Source organism: Synechococcus lacustris Maggiore-St4-Slac, assembly GCF_024345595.1.
GTDB classification, from domain to species: Bacteria; Cyanobacteriota; Cyanobacteriia; order PCC-6307; family Cyanobiaceae; genus Synechococcus_D; species Synechococcus_D lacustris.
In genome coordinates this window covers 120,101-135,647 of the sequence record NZ_JAGQBK010000002.1, presented here as the reverse complement: position 1 = coordinate 135,647, position 15,547 = coordinate 120,101, and the positions used below count along the sequence as shown (strand labels likewise).

21 protein-coding genes are annotated in these 15,547 nt (G+C 48.0%); 6 read left to right on the top strand and 15 right to left on the bottom strand.

Annotation, left to right across the window (positions count from 1 at the left end):
• Nucleotides 1-3 precede the first annotated feature (3 nt).
• The 4 genes from KBY68_RS02435 to KBY68_RS02420 are packed head-to-tail and all read right to left on the bottom strand — an operon-like array spanning nt 4 to nt 2,327.
• On the bottom strand, nt 4-768 hold the full coding sequence (locus KBY68_RS02435) for a phycoerythrobilin:ferredoxin oxidoreductase (protein ID WP_255095788.1): 765 nt from the start codon (nt 766-768) through the stop codon (nt 4-6).
• Nucleotides 761-1,474 carry a 15,16-dihydrobiliverdin:ferredoxin oxidoreductase gene (locus KBY68_RS02430; RefSeq protein ID WP_255095787.1) on the bottom strand — a complete coding sequence of 238 codons (714 nt, stop codon included), beginning with the start codon at nt 1,472-1,474 and terminating at the stop codon, nt 761-763. The genes KBY68_RS02435 and KBY68_RS02430 overlap by 8 nt, the downstream gene beginning before the upstream one ends.
• Nucleotides 1,474-2,088 carry a phycobiliprotein lyase gene (locus tag KBY68_RS02425; protein ID WP_255095786.1) on the bottom strand — a complete coding sequence of 205 codons (615 nt, stop codon included), beginning with the start codon at nt 2,086-2,088 and terminating at the stop codon, nt 1,474-1,476. Before KBY68_RS02425 ends, KBY68_RS02430 begins: the two co-directional genes overlap by 1 nt.
• A 2-nt stretch (nt 2,089-2,090) precedes the next feature.
• A complete protein-coding gene (locus KBY68_RS02420; RefSeq protein ID WP_255095785.1) occupies nt 2,091-2,327 on the bottom strand; it encodes a DUF8630 family protein in 237 nt (78 codons plus the stop codon).
• Nucleotides 2,328-2,653: 326 nt separating this feature from the next.
• Between KBY68_RS02420 and cpeB the strand changes: the two genes are divergently transcribed.
• The 3 genes from cpeB to KBY68_RS02405 all read left to right on the top strand — a co-directional run bounded on the left by cpeB (nt 2,654) and on the right by KBY68_RS02405 (nt 4,461).
• Complete coding sequence (gene cpeB / locus KBY68_RS02415; protein WP_255095784.1) at nt 2,654-3,214, top strand: phycoerythrin subunit beta; 561 nt, start codon at nt 2,654-2,656, stop codon at nt 3,212-3,214.
• Between the two features lie 54 nt (nt 3,215-3,268).
• Complete coding sequence (cpeA, locus tag KBY68_RS02410) at nt 3,269-3,763, top strand: C-phycoerythrin subunit alpha (RefSeq protein ID WP_106498713.1); 495 nt, start codon at nt 3,269-3,271, stop codon at nt 3,761-3,763.
• A gap of 80 nt (nt 3,764-3,843) precedes the next feature.
• Nucleotides 3,844-4,461: a HEAT repeat domain-containing protein gene (locus KBY68_RS02405; protein WP_255095783.1), complete on the top strand. Its 618-nt coding sequence runs from the start codon at nt 3,844-3,846 to the stop codon at nt 4,459-4,461.
• Here KBY68_RS02405 and KBY68_RS02400 read toward each other — a convergent pair.
• Nucleotides 4,433-5,317: a HEAT repeat domain-containing protein gene (locus tag KBY68_RS02400; RefSeq protein WP_106498715.1), complete on the bottom strand. Its 885-nt coding sequence runs from the start codon at nt 5,315-5,317 to the stop codon at nt 4,433-4,435. The two genes, KBY68_RS02405 and KBY68_RS02400, sit on opposite strands and share 29 nt — an antisense overlap.
• A gap of 65 nt (nt 5,318-5,382) precedes the next feature.
• On the opposite strand from KBY68_RS02400, the gene KBY68_RS02395 reads away from it, so the two are divergent.
• Entirely contained in the window at nt 5,383-5,817 is a 435-nt protein-coding gene (locus KBY68_RS02395; protein WP_255095782.1) for a DUF2656 family protein, read from the top strand.
• Between the two features lie 368 nt (nt 5,818-6,185).
• Nucleotides 6,186-7,508, top strand: coding sequence for a HEAT repeat domain-containing protein (locus KBY68_RS02390; protein ID WP_255095781.1), 1,323 nt, complete (start codon nt 6,186-6,188; stop codon nt 7,506-7,508).
• Here the strand turns inward: KBY68_RS02390 and KBY68_RS02385 are convergent.
• The 9 genes from KBY68_RS02385 to KBY68_RS02345 form a co-directional block, all read right to left on the bottom strand.
• Nucleotides 7,505-7,816 (bottom strand): CpeR family transcriptional regulator, encoded by a 312-nt coding sequence (locus tag KBY68_RS02385; RefSeq protein ID WP_106498718.1) that lies wholly within the window; start codon nt 7,814-7,816, stop codon nt 7,505-7,507. The genes KBY68_RS02390 and KBY68_RS02385 overlap by 4 nt on opposite strands.
• A 6-nt stretch (nt 7,817-7,822) precedes the next feature.
• Nucleotides 7,823-8,458, bottom strand: coding sequence for a chromophore lyase CpcT/CpeT (locus KBY68_RS02380; protein ID WP_255095780.1), 636 nt, complete (start codon nt 8,456-8,458; stop codon nt 7,823-7,825).
• Nucleotides 8,451-8,990 carry a phycobiliprotein lyase gene (locus tag KBY68_RS02375; protein ID WP_255095779.1) on the bottom strand — a complete coding sequence of 180 codons (540 nt, stop codon included), beginning with the start codon at nt 8,988-8,990 and terminating at the stop codon, nt 8,451-8,453. The genes KBY68_RS02380 and KBY68_RS02375 overlap by 8 nt, the downstream gene beginning before the upstream one ends.
• 29 nt (nt 8,991-9,019) lie before the next feature.
• Nucleotides 9,020-9,763 (bottom strand): phycobilisome rod-core linker polypeptide, encoded by a 744-nt coding sequence (locus KBY68_RS02370; protein ID WP_106498721.1) that lies wholly within the window; start codon nt 9,761-9,763, stop codon nt 9,020-9,022.
• A 57-nt stretch (nt 9,764-9,820) separates the two neighbouring features.
• Nucleotides 9,821-11,437, bottom strand: coding sequence for a phycobilisome rod-core linker polypeptide (locus tag KBY68_RS02365; RefSeq protein ID WP_255095778.1), 1,617 nt, complete (start codon nt 11,435-11,437; stop codon nt 9,821-9,823).
• Between the two features lie 81 nt (nt 11,438-11,518).
• Complete coding sequence (locus KBY68_RS02360; RefSeq protein WP_106498723.1) at nt 11,519-12,388, bottom strand: phycobilisome linker polypeptide; 870 nt, start codon at nt 12,386-12,388, stop codon at nt 11,519-11,521.
• Nucleotides 12,389-12,460: 72 nt separating this feature from the next.
• Entirely contained in the window at nt 12,461-13,168 is a 708-nt protein-coding gene (locus KBY68_RS02355; protein WP_255095777.1) for a pentapeptide repeat-containing protein, read from the bottom strand.
• 14 nt (nt 13,169-13,182) lie between these two features.
• Entirely contained in the window at nt 13,183-13,935 is a 753-nt protein-coding gene (locus KBY68_RS02350) for a phycobilisome rod-core linker polypeptide (protein ID WP_255095776.1), read from the bottom strand.
• Between the two features lie 60 nt (nt 13,936-13,995).
• A complete protein-coding gene (locus tag KBY68_RS02345; protein WP_255095775.1) occupies nt 13,996-14,451 on the bottom strand; it encodes a hypothetical protein in 456 nt (151 codons plus the stop codon).
• Between the two features lie 105 nt (nt 14,452-14,556).
• Here KBY68_RS02345 and KBY68_RS02340 point away from each other — a divergent pair, with 105 nt between their 5' ends.
• A complete protein-coding gene (locus tag KBY68_RS02340; protein WP_106498727.1) occupies nt 14,557-14,868 on the top strand; it encodes a hypothetical protein in 312 nt (103 codons plus the stop codon).
• Here the strand turns inward: KBY68_RS02340 and KBY68_RS02335 are convergent.
• Nucleotides 14,865-15,467 carry a chromophore lyase CpcT/CpeT gene (locus KBY68_RS02335; RefSeq protein WP_255095774.1) on the bottom strand — a complete coding sequence of 201 codons (603 nt, stop codon included), beginning with the start codon at nt 15,465-15,467 and terminating at the stop codon, nt 14,865-14,867. The two genes, KBY68_RS02340 and KBY68_RS02335, sit on opposite strands and share 4 nt — an antisense overlap.
• Nucleotides 15,468-15,547 lie beyond the last annotated feature (80 nt).

The following is a 15,547-nucleotide window of genomic DNA, read 5'->3' as shown; positions in this document are numbered from 1 at the left end:
AACTCAAAGGTCGAACAAAACTTTATGTATGTAGGTTTCTGTCCATTCGGCGCCGTGGAAGCGGCTAAGCATTCCCCTGGCTGGATCTTTCAAGGCTCGATATTTTGAATAACGTAATTGACCCTCAAGCAGTTGTTCACTGCGGCTTTTATCTACGGGGCAAGCTTCGTTAACTAATGATAAGTAGAGATTTAAATACGATATGAATGCTGGCATAACCGCCGCTTGGATCAGTTGATCACCTTCAGCTCCTAGGGGGATGCGCGTCCAGAGGAAGCCTGGCGAAAAGAACGGCTCTGCTTCGGCTGGTATCGGCCCACCGCTGGGCAGATGAACGCTCCATTGGCTGTGCAAGGGGATCAGCTTTTCCCACACCGCCTGGGTGTGAATGGCATCGTTTTTAAGGGCCGGTTGCAGGTCTAGGGCTAAAAGATGGCCGTTGGGAAGCGTTACTAAATCAGCCCCAAAAAAAGGCAGCTCAAATTCACAGCTGGGGTTGATTACAAAATTCAAAACCGATGCGGCATCACCGCCTTCAACGCAGGCGGCGCGCACCTGGCGCAATTTGTTTGTTCTACAAGCCCAAGTGGCTGTTGTTACTTCAAATGGCCTTGATGCGGATCCGCCCTTATCTGAACGCCAAAGAAAAGGCTCGGGCACCGGGTAGGGCTGGGGCTCAAAGGGAGTGAGTAACTCCACCGCCTTATCTAGAAATGCTTGCCAGCGCCATCCAGGCAGAACTACTGGGCTGAGGCTGGAACTACGCATGGGGGCCTTCGCTGGCGGGGAATAGGAATTGATGCAGAAATTTGTCGGCCCATTCCTTACCGAAATGGCTTTTAAACAAACCGTGGGCAGGATCGCGCTCGGCACTGTAAAGATCGTATGCAATTTGTAGATGCCTTACTTCGCTGGCAGCGATCAATGAATGCTCAGGTTTGCTCTGTTTATCTAGCTCCCAGTAGCAGTTCAAAAACGCATTAAATGCTTTTGGCAAAGATGTGGATGCCTCCGCTTCACCGCCGCGGCAAAAAAGCAGCCAAGGGGAGAAATATTGATGGGGATCAAAGGATCGCATCGCCTCTTCACCACTTAGTTCGGGGTAAGTGCCATGCAGCTGTTTCAAGCCTTTGAAATGTTGATCGAAATAGCTTTCAGCTTGAATTAACGGCTGGAAATCAAGCACAGCCACCAATTTCGACTTTGCCCCAAACCAGAGCAGATCAACCCCCATCAGGGGCATGTCCCTTTGATACTCGGGATATGCAACCGAATTAAGCACCTGCAAGGATTCGCCGGCATCGAGCCTGGTAACCCGCCAGCGCCGGAAGCCCGGCACAGCCCACAACCAATTTTTTATGCTGCTTTTGCCACTGCTGGAGTGGCATTCCTTGAATTCAGCCGGTAGGGCGAGCTCTTCACCACCGGCAGCTTGGATTGTTCCCTGGAGTTCATCTAGAAAGGTGTCAAACATCAGCTTTCAGCCAGCATTTGAGCTTGGGCGGCGATGGCTTTAATCGTTTCTTCATTTGGGCAGCGCAGTTCGGTGCAATAGGTGGTCATGGAAACCCCATCCAGAAATTGCACTGAACTCACTCGCATGCGCACCTGATCAGTAACAAACCAACAGCGTTCAATGCCCACATTTGTGTCGTATCTTGTTGTTATTGAGAGCACCCCATCTTCAGCAAAGTGATAGGTGCTAATCACGGCTGCTTTTTCCACATAACCTTTATCCCGCAATAAAAAGCCTTTGCTTCGATCTGCTTCATGGGGCACATCAATTAATACCGCCGCATTATCCGGATCCCTTGAACCCTCTGTGAGGTTGCTTTCCCACCAAAAACGCGCCCCTCCGGCCGCGCTAGCTGGATCAACCCCAAGTGCAGCGCAAATCTTGATAACACTGGGATCTTCCCGATCAAAGGGGGCGATGATCAAATTTGAATCCCCTGCCTCATCAGCTTGATGGTCGAGGTGGTGAACAGCCCTTCGGGTTAACCAGGTTCCTTGGCTGGCAGCAAAAAAACCCGCCATATCAAGTGGGGCAGGCTGCTTGCCAAGGGGCTGTGCAACGGTTTTTTGCATAATCAACCCAGTTGTGCCTGGCCTTGAAGTTGGCTCAGGATTGCTTCTATACGTTGTAGTTCTGGGTGATCAGCAAGGGAGGCATCCACCTTTGCTTTGGGTAGGCGCAGCTTTTGTCCGAGGGTAACCACGTCGTTACGAAGGCGATCGCGGTAGCTGCTTAGTTCTTGAATGGTTTCCAGTAGTTCGCTGGCACTGGGTTCTGGGCTAACGGTTTCAACTGCAATCGGATCAACCATCTTGCTGATTTAGCGATTTTTTTAGACTACATAAGGGAAACAAGCGCGCTCTAAATCTAAACAAAATCTTAAAAGGAGCTGCTATTAAAAAATGGTGCCCCTTCTAGCTCCGCTGCGAATTTGTTTTCAAAACTAAATTCGATGACGAAGTTTTACGTGATTGCCCCTTTTTGGGGTTCTAGCTAGGAAAGAAAGCTTACGGTTCTGGGGTGCTTGGCAAGGGTTGTTAAAACCCAACTCCCAAACGCATAACCAGTACTGCTGATTTGCTCAGGCCCCCCCTGGCTTTTTCGGTAGCTTTATCCACCCCATAGTCCTGCTTTCTCATGCTCGACGCCTTTTCTCGCGCTGTTGTAAGCGCTGATGCCAAAACCGCTCCCCTTGGTTCTGGCGAACTTGCCTCACTGCGTAACTATGTTGCTGAAGGCAACAAGCGCCTTGATGCCGTTAACGCCATCACCAGCAATGCTTCCTGCATTGTGTCGGACGCTGTAACCGGCATGATCTGCGAAAACACAGGCCTGATCCAGGCTGGTGGCAACTGCTACCCCAACCGTCGCATGGCAGCTTGCCTGCGCGACGGCGAAATCGTGCTTCGCTACATCAGCTATGCACTGCTCGCCGGCGATGCCTCCGTGCTCGACGACCGCTGCCTGAATGGCCTCAAGGAAACCTATGTTGCCCTTGGCGTGCCCCTTCAGTCCACTGCCCGTGCAGTTTCGATCATGAAGGCTTCCTCCACAGCCCACATCAACGAAACCAACACCACCGGCACCAACCCTGTGGAAACCCGTTTCCGCAAGATGGAAACCGTTAAGGGTGATTGCTCAGCCCTAGTTGCCGAAGCCGGCACCTACTTCGACCGCGTAATCAGCGCCCTCAGCTGAACATTCAGCTAGGAATTTTCTCAACAACGCAAACTTCCACCTAAGGAACACTCGATGAAATCCGTCGTTACAACCGTTGTGACCGCCGCTGACGCCGCTGGTCGCTTCCCTTCCCAGAACGATCTGGAAGCTGTTCAAGGCAATATCCAGCGCGCTGCTGCCCGCTTGGAAGCTGCTGAAAAGCTGGCTGCCGGCCTCGACAAAGTCACCAAGGAAGCTGGTGATGCTTGCTTCAACAAGTATCCCTACCTCCGTCAACCCGGTGAAGCTGGTGAGAACCAGGTGAAGGTAGACAAGTGCTACCGCGACTTGGCCCACTACCTGCGCCTGATCAACTACTGCTTGGTTGTGGGCGGCACCGGCCCCCTCGACGAGTGGGGCATCGCTGGAGCCCGTGAGGTGTATCGCACCCTGCGTCTTCCTACCGCTGCCTACGTTGAGGCCCTCACCTACACCCGCGACCGCGCTTGTTCACCCCGTGACATGAGCCCCGAAGCTCTCAAGGAGTTCAAGGCTTACCTCGACTACACCATCAACGCCCTTTCCTGAGCAATTAACCGCTTAGAACTATCAGGAGGCCTTTATGGCCTCCTTTTTTATTTTCTATTAGCAGCACAAATCCTGTTTAGATGACTGAATCCCCTGCTGAAATCCCAGGTATTGATCAATTGATCAAGGATCTAGAACATCCAAATCCCTATGTTCAAACCGAGGCATTTCTTGCATTGGTGCGCCATTGGCCCGATGAATCACTGCCCAGGTTATTAAATTTGCTTGATCAGGAAAATGTAACGCTGCGCCGTGCATCAGTGCGCGCCATAGGTGCATTTGGTGAAAAGGCGTTGATTCCATTGGCCACAAAGTTTGCACAAAGCACTGATGCAACAGTTAGGGCGAGTTGCGTTAAGGCCTACGCCCAGGTGGCATCTAATTACCGTGGCATCACTTTCCCCGTTGAAGCGATCAACAGCCTTGAAAATGCTTTGCAGGATGAATCACCAGTTGTTGCATTAGCTGCTGTGATGGCTTTAGGGCAGGTGGGTGAACCAGCCCTGCCGCTATTGATGCAAGTATGCCAAGGGGATAATCCTGCATTGGCAGTGGCTGGGGTTAATGCAATGGTTGAAATTAAAGACCCTCAGATATCGGCTTACTTGAAAGATTTATTGCAACGTAGTGAAACGGATTCCTATGTTAGGGAAACGATAGAGTCTGCCCTTAGCCGAGTTGATTTATTGCAAGTTTAAAAATAGCTTGAACTGAAGGCTCGCCCTCGATAGCAAGGCATTCCTGAAGCCTTGGGATTGCCTCAGCAGCTTCTAACTTCATTAATGAAAGGGCGGCATTTTTTCTTACTTGATCACTGCTATCTGTTAATTTTGGTATTAATAATGGATAGGCCCATTCCGGTTCATTTAATTTGCCAAGTAAGGTGGCAGCCTCGGCTCTAACCTCTTGGCAGGAATCGGCGAGGGCATCTACTAAAAGATTTCTTGCCTGGCTATCTTCTAAGGCTTGTATTTGATCTCCCAAGGCTGCAATTGCTGCAGTTCTAATTTTTTGATTGTTTGATTGTGCGGCGATTTTTAATGCATCCGCCGCTTGCGCTCCAACAAAGGCAAGCCCCCAACTGGCAAGTCCCATTTGCATTGAGCTGGCAGCTGGATTAACTAGTACCTCTAGCAATGGTGCAACTCCCTCCGCTCCAACAGCTGCAATAGCACCCACTGCCGATCCTTGAACAACGGGATCAGGATCTTCTAATAGGGCTTTAACCAAGGCTGGAATCGCTTTTGGATCCCCTATTAAAGTAAGTGTTTTTGCGGCAGCTCTTCTCACAGTTACATTGCCATGGCTAGTTAAAGCCCTGCAAAGGGGCAGCACCGCCGCCTTGCCAACTACCCCTAAACTCTCGGCAAATGTAAGCCTGGTTAGTCCGCGTTTATCACCAAGACCAGCTACCATTTTTTCTATCAACTCAGCATCTTGGGCCGGAGCTCTGCCCTCCCGCAGCTGCTGCTTAAGTTCGGAAGCTAATAAAGTAGCCTCCTCCTCACTTAATTGCCCCTGGCCATTATCGAATGGTGCAGATTCTGGCAGCATGATTTGAATAATCCCCTGGCTAATTCATTGTTATGCTAGGTTACATCAAGCTTGATGCACTCATCATGACAATCTTTATTGTGTCGCATAATTTGCAAATCAATTCAGCGGAGGTTCCAGCATTCTCTGCCGCTGAATTAGCTGATGCATTGCAAAATGAAAATCCTCAATTAACCTCTGCCATGGCTTTAAATCATCCCCATTGGATGCTTAAGGTGGAATCCGAATTAGATGTTAACAACATGGCTGAGGCTTTATTGAATACATGGCGCCTAGTGCGTTTAAAGCTTGGCCACACATTCAATCACACCGCCATCGCCCTTGGGGGGAGAAAAGATGATAATGCCAATCCAAGTTCACCCCTGCAAATTGGCAGCTGGGGCGTGGATTTGGTTGAAACAATCGATTCTGATGCTTTTCTGAGAAGTATCAACTGGGATGCCCTTAAATCCGGCAGACCAGTTGATGCAGTGTTTGAGAAGATGCTAAAGGGCAACTAGATCAGCGCCTGCGGCGCTTGACGGCAGGTTTCTCGGCCGCTGCATCGGAATTATCATGCCCGCTGGTTTGATCATGGGCATTTGCATTGGAAGTAGCTCCGGGTTTCGATATGTTTAAGCTGCAGTTGGTGCTGGCCCTTAATGAGTGAATATAGTTACTGAGTTGAGCAAGTGGAACGCTAGTAGTTCTGTTGCCGCTGGGCCTCTGTCCCACTCGATAGCTTCTGGTAACTTCAAGGTTATTGGAAAAATTTGGTCCCATGGGTTCGTTAAGATCAACAGAGCAAGCATGCCGCAGTTAGGCCTTAATTGGGAATTCAATCACATCTCTTAAAAATAGCATTAGTAAACCAAACATCTAGCCAGCTATGAATAGCAATCGATTCACTAACATTCATCTGGGCTTGAGTCAAGAGGAAGCGATCCGCATACTCAGCGCTCCGCTTGATCAGCTCGATTCCAATAGTGATTACTACATGGCGGCAGCGCATCTGCAGAATTTTCCAGGCGGGGAAAGCGAAGCCGCTTTATTGAAGCTTTTAGCTAGCAACGATGATTCTCAATCAACACGATTGGCACAACGTAAGGCAGTTGAAGTTCTCGCTATTTTGGGTTGCCAAGAAGCCATACCGTTGCTTGCTAAGTGTTTATCAAGCAACGACTCATATCTTGTTGAGAATGCAGCATGGGCGTTAAAGGAACTCAACTGTAAAGATCAAGATGTTATCGATAACTTGGCAAAACTGCTGGATGCTCCTGGGCAAAATCAACGTGTAATTATTCAAGCTCTAACTGGGTTAGGTGCCATTGGCTCCGTGGAAGGAATTAAATTGCATTTATCTAGTAGTAACCCAGGCGTAAAAGGAGCAGCCTTGGCAGGTTTATATATTCTCCTGAAACAAGATTTTGGCTTGGAAATGCTCAAGGAGCATTTAATGCTCCCCAATCAAATGGATAGGCAAGCCGCAATACAAGATATTATTGATGCCAATGCATATATGCTGTTGCCAGATGTGTTGCTGGCTCCGGTTTCTCCTGTATTTAGAATGCGTGCGGTTAGGCTTTTGTGGCCTAAGGGTGCAACTGAGGTTGAAGGAAAATCCCTAGATTACTATGTAGATTCACTAATTATTGATAGCCCAAGTAGTGTTGAGTTGGTTCATCGCTACGATGAGGAGCCAGCTATAGATTTTTTAATACAAGAATTTTTTGGCACTGATTTTAGCCGTTGCTATTTAGCTTTACGCAGCTTGGCCCTAAAAGATCTTAATGATATTTGGCCAGCTTTCCTGCAACGCTGGCATCAAGATGCAGATAATGATTACGGGGCCCATTACTTCTTTATGCGTCTTATTGGCTATGCTAATAACTTAAAACAAGAATACTTAGAGGTTGCAATTAATATATTATTAGAAGCGATAGCTAATCCAAGGCCACAATTTTTAAAATCAAAGCCAGCTGCGATTCTTAGCCTTGCAAACATTGCAGCTGATGTGGCAATTGATAAGTTGCCAGAATGGCTTAATCCAAAAGATACACCATTTTGGGAGGCTAGATATGCAGGATTGATAGCATTAGAGAGATTAAATAGTAATTCAATTTCCCTTGGGGATTTAGGGGGCTTGGCACTGCAAAGCAAGGTAGATCCGGAGCCATTTATTGCGTTTAAAGCTGGTAAATACTTTAGCTAATCACTTATTTCGGAAAATCGTGTGTTAGGAGATCCTTTATTTGCCCAATATTGAACAAACATTTGTGCATTTGGCCGTGGAACAGATGCAATTGCCCTTAGTATTTTGAAACTACGGTTTGGACCCATTGGCCAATGACCAACTGCTTCTATTTGCCTGATGTGTCCGCCTAGTGCCTCTAGGCAATTTTCGAAGCGATCTAGTTGTGTTTGGTCTATTGTTTCAAAAACAAAGTCGGTTCCAACGCAAATGAGATGATGGGAGCGGATCCATTCTTTTAGCTGCTTTTCTACTTTTGTTATCGTCATATTTATTCAATCTAATTGAGCTTTAGAAATCCAATTTTGATCAATTAGTTCATTCAATTTAGCAATTCGGGTAAAGCAAAGGTGGCCGTGTTCTGAACCCCAACAAACTTCATTGCTGTTTGGATCAAGGCCTTGATCTCTACTTATCCAATTATTTTCGTCCACTTCTACTTCGCTTACTAAATAGGTAAGTTTGCCATCACGGGGCACCATGCATGCTTTGCCTGGTTCTACTTCTCCTCTGTATTTACCATTATTAATTTCACGAAAATGCATTGCACAGCCAACCCTTGCTTTTAGTTCTTGTGGGTGTAATTCCTTTAGAAGGCTTGGCTCAAAACCAGCTCCAGCTAATCTTTCTGGCTTACTACAACCATAATTTAGCAGTATAAATAGATCGTCTTTTTGCTGGAGTTTGTGAATACCCTGGCGATAGGGACGCCAAGGATCGTGGTTATAGCTTTGTTCGGAATAGTAACCAGGCCCCTGGAATACCTGCCAATTTAAAGGCCTAAAATATATATTAATATGTGCGTAGTTGCGGGGATTATCCATCGCTTGCTGCTTATTACTGTAGTGCCCAGCGAGGGTATTGGCGAATCTAAGTAGATTTTGATTGTTTAACTGCGGCCCATCATTCATGGATATTAAGCCTCCTCACCTCAGAGGAAAATGAGGTTTGCAAAACCCCAGCACCGGATGCTGTTTTCAATACTGATGATCGGCAGCGAATATTATCAGACACAAACCAGATGCGCTCCTCTGCAATTGATTGACCGTATTTGGTTTCGAGCACAAAGGTGTTGTCGCTTAGCAGTTGATAAGTTGAGATTGCTTCTTCTGCTTCAGCATAACCAACACTGCGAATCAGCTGGCCGTGGCTATCTGATTGTTTTATTGGTATGAGAATACATTCCCCAGCTGAAACCTGTGTGGGATCATCAGGTTCCCAGTCGCTTTCAGCATGCCATTCCATTTTGAAGGGTGTGGATGGAATGCCGTGGCAGGAAGCAAGCTTTTGGAGTAGTTTATTTACAGCGGGATCATTTAAATCAATGATAGTGATCTTTATTTCACTTAGAACTTCTTCAAATTGTTGAAAGGCGAGTGAATGCCCACTTCTCATGGACCTCCACTCACCTTCACTTTTAGCTAGGAAAATCTCTATGCTCATTCAGGCACTTCTTTTTGTTTTACTAATGCTTAAACATTAGTAATTGAAAGAATTTTAGCACCCCGTGCTTGCAAGGATTGAATGGTAGAAGATAGGGATGAATAGGGAATAATTGATTTCTGCATGGAGCGGCGGAGATTTTTTGCTACGCCAGCGGAAGACCATACGATTTGATAGGTGCGAGCGTTGCGATCGCTGCCGCCTTTTGGTTTGCGTTGATTTAGGGAAGGGGTTGTGCCAGTGGCAAGATTGTTGAGCAGTTGCGACTTGCTTCCGCCATCAAAACTTGCAAAACCAGCTTCTAAATTTAGGGTGCGCACATAGGTGGAATTAGATTCACCCACGGTGGTTTGATTTGTTCTGCAATAGGGAACCGTATCGCTGCCAAATACCCTGAAGTATTCCTGGCTATTGGTGTAACTGGTGATTTCAGCTTCATAGCCTTCGTTAGCTAGCCGTTGCACATGCTCACTTATCTCGGCTTGATTACGCGGGGCCCGGCCCATAAGATGTTTGAAGTTTAGTTCAACAAAGCGATAGGGGCCATTGGCATCAAGGAAAAGGCTGCGATAGGTATCTGATAGGGCAAGGGCTGTTACTAGCCCCTGCACTGTTAATGATCCATTGCAGTACATGCTTTCAGCTGAAACTACCCGCTCAGTTTCCATGAGGTGGGCATTGCCAAAAACTTGACGATTTGCAGCGCGAATTACATCGCCAGCATGGGCTAAATCAAGATTTGGGTTTGTTGATTGAGTGATTACAGAGGTCATTTTAAAAGGAGGTTGGATTGATTAATTGATTTGTTTGAGCAATAATCGCCCGTGGAATCAGATAACTTCAGTAATTGATTCAATTTTGCCACCGCGGCGGTGGATGTAGCTGAGCTGGCTTGTGATGTCTTTGCCGCTAACCAGGTAACTGGCGTTTGGAGTGCGTTGACGACCACCGGCTGGTTGAGCCTTAACAACAATCCGGAAGCGCTTGGTGGTGGCATCTGAACCGCCGGAGAAGGCGCCATTGCGGTTGGTTCGAATGGTTGTGGTACCCCAGCCAGCAGGAACGGCTTTGGTTGCAACGGAATTAACCAAGATCGAACTGTTTTGAACCGTATCGCTTGCGGCGAAACCTTGTACTAGGGCGAGATGGCGGTTGAAACCAATTTGATCTCTACCAGCTTCGGTGCTGATTCTTGCGAATGGAACCGTATCTTCACCGAAGGTTGATTGGTATTCTTCGCAATCTAAGTAGCTGTTGATTTCAGCTTCATAACCATGGGTTGCTAGGCGAACGATGTGCTGGCTTAATTCCGCCTGGGACTGGGGGGGACGACCAAGGAGGTGTTTGAAGTTTAATTCAACAAAGCGGTAGGGTGCATTGCTTTCAAAGAACCTACGTTGATATTCAGCAGATAGTGCAATTGCACGCACAAATTCCCTGGTGCTTAAGTAGCCCTCAATGAATTTGCTTTCAGCTGTGCTAACTCTTTCACTTTCCATGATATGGGGGTTGCCCATTACTTGGCGATAGGTAGCGCGAATAAGTGCATTAATTTGATCACTGGAATCACCAGGGCAACGTTCAAACTTCTCTTGCTCCCTTTGGCCAAGGCCAAATCCCACATAGATATCACCGCGCAGGGGTGTTGAATCTCCACCATCGCTGCTAGCTCTGGTTACGGGCTTAAAGCTTGTAATTCCAGATGGCCCACCTGCATAGCCACCGGAAAGACTGAAGCCGGAGCGGAAAACTTGACCAGGAATTTTGATTGATTGCCCAGTGGATTTCACCAAGCTATTCATCAGTTGACTTCTGCTGCCAATTGCAGTGTCGCTACCGGCAAAATTTTGCTCCAGTGCTGCAATCCGATTAAATGCCGACTGGGGTTGCCCTGGGCGGGAAGACCATGCGCGCGCATAGGGAACGGTATCTGAACCGAAAACGCTGTTGTATTCCTCTGAATCTACGTAGCTATCGATATCGGCATCAAAACCTTCAGAGGCAACTCTGGCGATATGTTCTGAAACCTCCGCTTCGTTATGGGGTGGCCTGCCGAGGATATGTTTAAAGCTAAGTTCAACTGAGCGATGGGGACCTACAGCATCAAAATAGCGGCTGCGATAGAAGGCGGATTTAGCTAATTCACGCACAAATTCACGCACCTCTATTTCGCTATTGCGAAGGCGGGATTCTGCACTGGCCAGCCTTTCGCTTTCCATGGGCTGAACATTGCCAAATACTTGCCGGTAGGCTGCATTGATCACCATCGATAGATGTTCTTCATCGCTTGGATGAAACCTATCGCTACTGATTTGACCACCGCTGCGAAAATTACTATTGGTGGTGGCAGCCTCTTTAGATGGCATGCGCTTACGGGAGAAGGATATCGGACCTTCAATAAGGGCTGTTGCCCCAAACAATAGGGACTTTGATTGATTGTTTGTCATGGGGCAACCTGTAACGGGATGGGAAATAAATTTGTGTAAAGAAAAATTCTCAAAAGGGGGGGGATGTGCCCCCCTACCAGCTCACATCGGGGTGATGCTGGAGATCACACCACCTTCTTTATGTATCCGCTTGAATTCTTGGGAAAGTTTTTCAAATGGTACAAAATAAACCCGGTTTGATTTTGTATAACGTGATATTGGGCGAATGTTATTTGCCCTGTATCCAGTAACATTTACGCGATACATCTTGCCCGTGGCGCCAGCGCCAAGCCTTGTGGCAGCGTCTTGCAGATTTGCAGCTGGGCGGTAGCTCCAGCCTTGACTGTCTGCAGAGGATGGTGCAACAACTGCAATCGGTAGGTTTTGATAGGCGGCACCACCTAGTTTGGAGCTGATGCCAGCAAGATCTCCCTTGAGGCTGCTGCTGCTGTTGCCCCTTAGCAACTGGAAGCTCCAGCCAAATTCCTGCATGGTGCTGCAGCTTTCAGTTCTCCAGCCGCGCTGATAGGGCACCGTGTATTCACCAAAATTATTTTGATATTCATCTGAATCTAGAAAGCTATCAATATCGGCTTCGTAGCCATGGGAATCTAGGCGTTCAGCGTGGAGGCGCATTTCCTGGAAACTTGCTGGTGCTCTGCCAAGCAGATGGCGAAAGGCCAATTCGATATACCTATATCTGGAGCAGGCATCAAAGAAGCGGCTTTGATACAAATCGCTCTTAGCTATTCGGCGGATCAGTTCCCTTACGCTTATTTCACCAAGTTTGAATTGAGATTCAGCTACTACTTGGCGCTCGCTTTCCATTACATAGGCGTTGCCCATCACCTGCCGATATACGGCAGTGATCACCTCTTCTTTTTTGGCGTCTTCATCCCCAGGGAGATTTTCATAGGGAGAATCGCTATCAAAGCGCTCTACTCCTAAGCGCGAGGCGGGACCGAAGGGCATCGATGAGTACAACAACTGGTCGAGACCATCGTCTGATAGTTATCGTGTTTGTGGCGATCTTCTTTATAAAGCTCAACTTTTGCCATCCCCACCCACGGGGGGCTGGTTCAGATGCCACTCCAGGCTCTTGCGGGTGGTGTTGCGGGTGAAGGGATTCCAGCAGTCGAGTTCTTTGTAGGGCCTGCGCAGCAGCTCTGCAGCGATCTGATCTAGGCCAATGGCTAGGCAGAAGTCGGCCCCCTCAATGGTTTCCGCTCCCTCTAGGCCGGCTTCACTCAAATCGGCGCCGCGAAAATCGGCTTGGTTTAATTGAGCGCCGGTAAAGCGCGTTCCCCTGCACATTGCCCCCTGCAGCACTGCACAGCGCAGATCAGCTGAGATCATGCGGATGCCATCAAGAATTGCTCCGCTGAGGTTTGCACCACTTAAATAGGTGCCCATGCAGGAAGCTCCCCTTAAGTCCATGTAGCGCAAGTCGGCACCGGATAAAAACATTGCATCAAGTTTTGCTCCAGGGCCAATGGCCCCAGATTTTTTATAATCAAAATCCTGGGGCCATCGGGTTTGGCGATTGTATTTAGCTAGTTTTAAATCTGCATTTTCAAGGTTGCAGTTGCTTAAATCAGTGCCGCGTAAATCGGCCCTACTCAGCCGCGCACCCTGAAGATTAATGGCGGCAATTATTTTGCCGCTCCAATCTGCTCCTCTCGCATCTATGGGGTTTTTGCTGTTATCAATCGGTTCAGCTAATTCAGGGGGCTGCCAGGCTTCAAGGCTCATAGCTCGGCTTTGCCTCAGCTGGTGTGCAGCATCGACAGTGCAACAATCACCAGTACCCTAAGGATCTCAAAGCCACCGATTGCAAATAAACCAAGCCACACTTTGAGCGCCCATGCTGGCGGCTTGGCGGGCAGCCATTTCAAGGCTGGACTTGGCATATAGGCCAGGGAATTTGGACTTGGTGTTCTCTTCCTCATGGTGTCGCGCCAATCGGAGCCATAGCGCGGGAATTGCTGATATATCGGCATTTCCCCTGTGGCGCGGCCGGCAAGGCTTCTCGAGCGTTGCTCTGGCACTTGATCTAGGCCGAAGGCATTTATGTACTCCTCACTATCAAGCAGTTGATTTACAAAACCCTCAAGACCTTCCTTTGCAATCACTATCGACCAGGTTCTTCTTTCGGCGTCGTTATAAACAGGTCGGCCTAACACCCTGCCAACAATTTGATCCACCATTCGATAGTTTGAATTGCATTGGTAATATCCTTCTTTGAAGCGTCTTGAAAGTAGTAAGCCGCGGATAAATTCCCTTACAGGTATCATCCCATTGCGTAATTGTGATTCCAGATGTTCAATCCGGTCGCAGCGCATTGCATGGAAAAAAACCTGTTTATAGGCCTTTTCTATTAGTAGATCAACGCCGCTGCCTTGGGAATATGATCCCCCCGCATCCTGTAGAAATTGTTGCGCCGCAAGGCTTGCTCCCCCTGGAGGTGCTACCCGTGAATTTTGGCTAGAGAGGGGATAGGCGAGCAGCGGTAGCGACATGGGCGTTTTGCCAGAACATGAAAAGCTGTTGCACCATCATTCAGCAGAATTGCCTAGAAATCAGATTTCTTTGCAGCTCTTCATCAAAATTTGGAGCTGTTCTGGATTTAGGGCAGGGGAAGCGCATAGCCATCCATGCCTTTCTTTATAAAAGGCCCAGCTGACTTCTGTGCAGAGCCCTGGGCAAGCAGTAACGATTTCTGGGGCGATTGCAGCTTCGCTACCCATTTGGATCAGAAGTTCAACAACGGCAGCGGGGCTTTTAATATTCATTCCCCTAATGGCAGCCCCCACTACCCAGGTGAGCTTTGTTTGCCCAATCTCAACTCCATCGTTATCACAGGCAAGGATTATGTTTGTATTGGGGAGGCTTTCAGAAGCATTTCCCCATAATCTAAGATCATCTAAATTCAAATTAATACGCAATATACTTTCACCATTGAGGATTTTTTGTTCCTTTATGCCACTGCAACCTAGATAGATTGTAGTAATTTGATCTATTGCTGAAACAGCCATGGCCACCTTTGGTTATGTGGATGCGTAGGGCCACTTTACAGCCTGGGCTCTGGCGCTTGCTGGCATGGTTGTTAACATCTTGGCAAATCAGCAAAAATGCTTGCCATGGCCTCCCCACAGCTTTTGCAAAGCCTTTTAACTCAACTGCATGCGCTTTCAGAGGTAAATGAAACCCTCACGGTGCGTTTGTTGGAACTGGAAGAGCGTGTGGCCCTATTGGATCAAAAATTAGTCCCTGGGCAGCAGGAAATACCAGAAGGGGACAGGGTTTTATTGGCAGCAGCGGATTTAAGGATTGAGCGCATTAGCGGGATGCTGGAGCCAACTCCAATTCGCCCTAAGGCTGAGGTTCTGCCAATTAGTGAAACTATGTATGAAGATGAGCCTGAGCAACTATTTATGGATGAGGCTGCTTAATTTAGCTCCCATGCCTTACGCCATTGATTTGGTGGTGGTGCCACTGAATTTTCATGGCGCTTAAATTCAAACGGACCAGCCAAAGACCCCCAAGCCATTTCATTGGTTTCAATGTTGTAACCCCGATCAAGGGTTGTCATGCCAATTGAACTAATCAAAAAATGACTCACTAGATAGGTGCTTACCCCATTACGCTCAACTAGGCATTTACAGCCTGGCTCTATTACCCCTTTATATCCGCTGGCCTCTGCGGAAACGTTGTAGGTGCACCCTGCTAATAATTTCAGATCAGTTGCCGTAACTTCTAACAACCGATCGGCAGAGCCTGTGGCTCCATAGAAGCTGCTTTCGTTTCTCAAACCCTTATTGAGGATTTTTAGCTGCCCGGCTTCAACAACCACCTGGAGCACCCTTAGGCGGTAGGGCTCATTTGGAGCCACGGTGTAGGCCTGTTCCAGCAGCAATGAACCTGGTTCTAAATGGCTTAAAGCCCTTATGCGCACTTGAATATGGGCATAGATGGGCGGGTTGTTGAAGGCCTGTTCACGGTTGCAGAAATCTCCACAAAGCAGTTCGCAGAGCTGAAAGGGGCTATCCATGCCTTTAGATTACAAAAATATGATCGAATCTCCCATGGGAGGCAGGTTCTTCAAATTTTTAGCTATTGGCTGGCTGCCCT

What these genes read in the sequence shown, in the direction of transcription:
- KBY68_RS02435 (WP_255095788.1), bottom strand. Translation starts at nt 768, where the DNA reads ATGCGTAGTTCCAGCCTCAGCCCAGTAGTTCTGCCTGGATGGCGCTGG.
- KBY68_RS02430 (WP_255095787.1), bottom strand. Translation starts at nt 1,474, where the DNA reads ATGTTTGACACCTTTCTAGATGAACTCCAGGGAACAATCCAAGCTGCC.
- KBY68_RS02425 (WP_255095786.1), bottom strand. Translation starts at nt 2,088, where the DNA reads ATGCAAAAAACCGTTGCACAGCCCCTTGGCAAGCAGCCTGCCCCACTT.
- KBY68_RS02420 (WP_255095785.1), bottom strand. Translation starts at nt 2,327, where the DNA reads ATGGTTGATCCGATTGCAGTTGAAACCGTTAGCCCAGAACCCAGTGCC.
- cpeB (WP_255095784.1), top strand. Translation starts at nt 2,654, where the DNA reads ATGCTCGACGCCTTTTCTCGCGCTGTTGTAAGCGCTGATGCCAAAACC.
- cpeA (WP_106498713.1), top strand. Translation starts at nt 3,269, where the DNA reads ATGAAATCCGTCGTTACAACCGTTGTGACCGCCGCTGACGCCGCTGGT.
- KBY68_RS02405 (WP_255095783.1), top strand. Translation starts at nt 3,844, where the DNA reads ATGACTGAATCCCCTGCTGAAATCCCAGGTATTGATCAATTGATCAAG.
- KBY68_RS02400 (WP_106498715.1), bottom strand. Translation starts at nt 5,317, where the DNA reads ATGCTGCCAGAATCTGCACCATTCGATAATGGCCAGGGGCAATTAAGT.
- KBY68_RS02395 (WP_255095782.1), top strand. Translation starts at nt 5,383, where the DNA reads ATGACAATCTTTATTGTGTCGCATAATTTGCAAATCAATTCAGCGGAG.
- KBY68_RS02390 (WP_255095781.1), top strand. Translation starts at nt 6,186, where the DNA reads ATGAATAGCAATCGATTCACTAACATTCATCTGGGCTTGAGTCAAGAG.
- KBY68_RS02385 (WP_106498718.1), bottom strand. Translation starts at nt 7,816, where the DNA reads ATGACGATAACAAAAGTAGAAAAGCAGCTAAAAGAATGGATCCGCTCC.
- KBY68_RS02380 (WP_255095780.1), bottom strand. Translation starts at nt 8,458, where the DNA reads ATGAATGATGGGCCGCAGTTAAACAATCAAAATCTACTTAGATTCGCC.
- KBY68_RS02375 (WP_255095779.1), bottom strand. Translation starts at nt 8,990, where the DNA reads ATGAGCATAGAGATTTTCCTAGCTAAAAGTGAAGGTGAGTGGAGGTCC.
- KBY68_RS02370 (WP_106498721.1), bottom strand. Translation starts at nt 9,763, where the DNA reads ATGACCTCTGTAATCACTCAATCAACAAACCCAAATCTTGATTTAGCC.
- KBY68_RS02365 (WP_255095778.1), bottom strand. Translation starts at nt 11,437, where the DNA reads ATGACAAACAATCAATCAAAGTCCCTATTGTTTGGGGCAACAGCCCTT.
- KBY68_RS02360 (WP_106498723.1), bottom strand. Translation starts at nt 12,388, where the DNA reads ATGCCCTTCGGTCCCGCCTCGCGCTTAGGAGTAGAGCGCTTTGATAGC.
- KBY68_RS02355 (WP_255095777.1), bottom strand. Translation starts at nt 13,168, where the DNA reads ATGAGCCTTGAAGCCTGGCAGCCCCCTGAATTAGCTGAACCGATTGAT.
- KBY68_RS02350 (WP_255095776.1), bottom strand. Translation starts at nt 13,935, where the DNA reads ATGTCGCTACCGCTGCTCGCCTATCCCCTCTCTAGCCAAAATTCACGG.
- KBY68_RS02345 (WP_255095775.1), bottom strand. Translation starts at nt 14,451, where the DNA reads ATGGCTGTTTCAGCAATAGATCAAATTACTACAATCTATCTAGGTTGC.
- KBY68_RS02340 (WP_106498727.1), top strand. Translation starts at nt 14,557, where the DNA reads ATGGCCTCCCCACAGCTTTTGCAAAGCCTTTTAACTCAACTGCATGCG.
- KBY68_RS02335 (WP_255095774.1), bottom strand. Translation starts at nt 15,467, where the DNA reads ATGGATAGCCCCTTTCAGCTCTGCGAACTGCTTTGTGGAGATTTCTGC.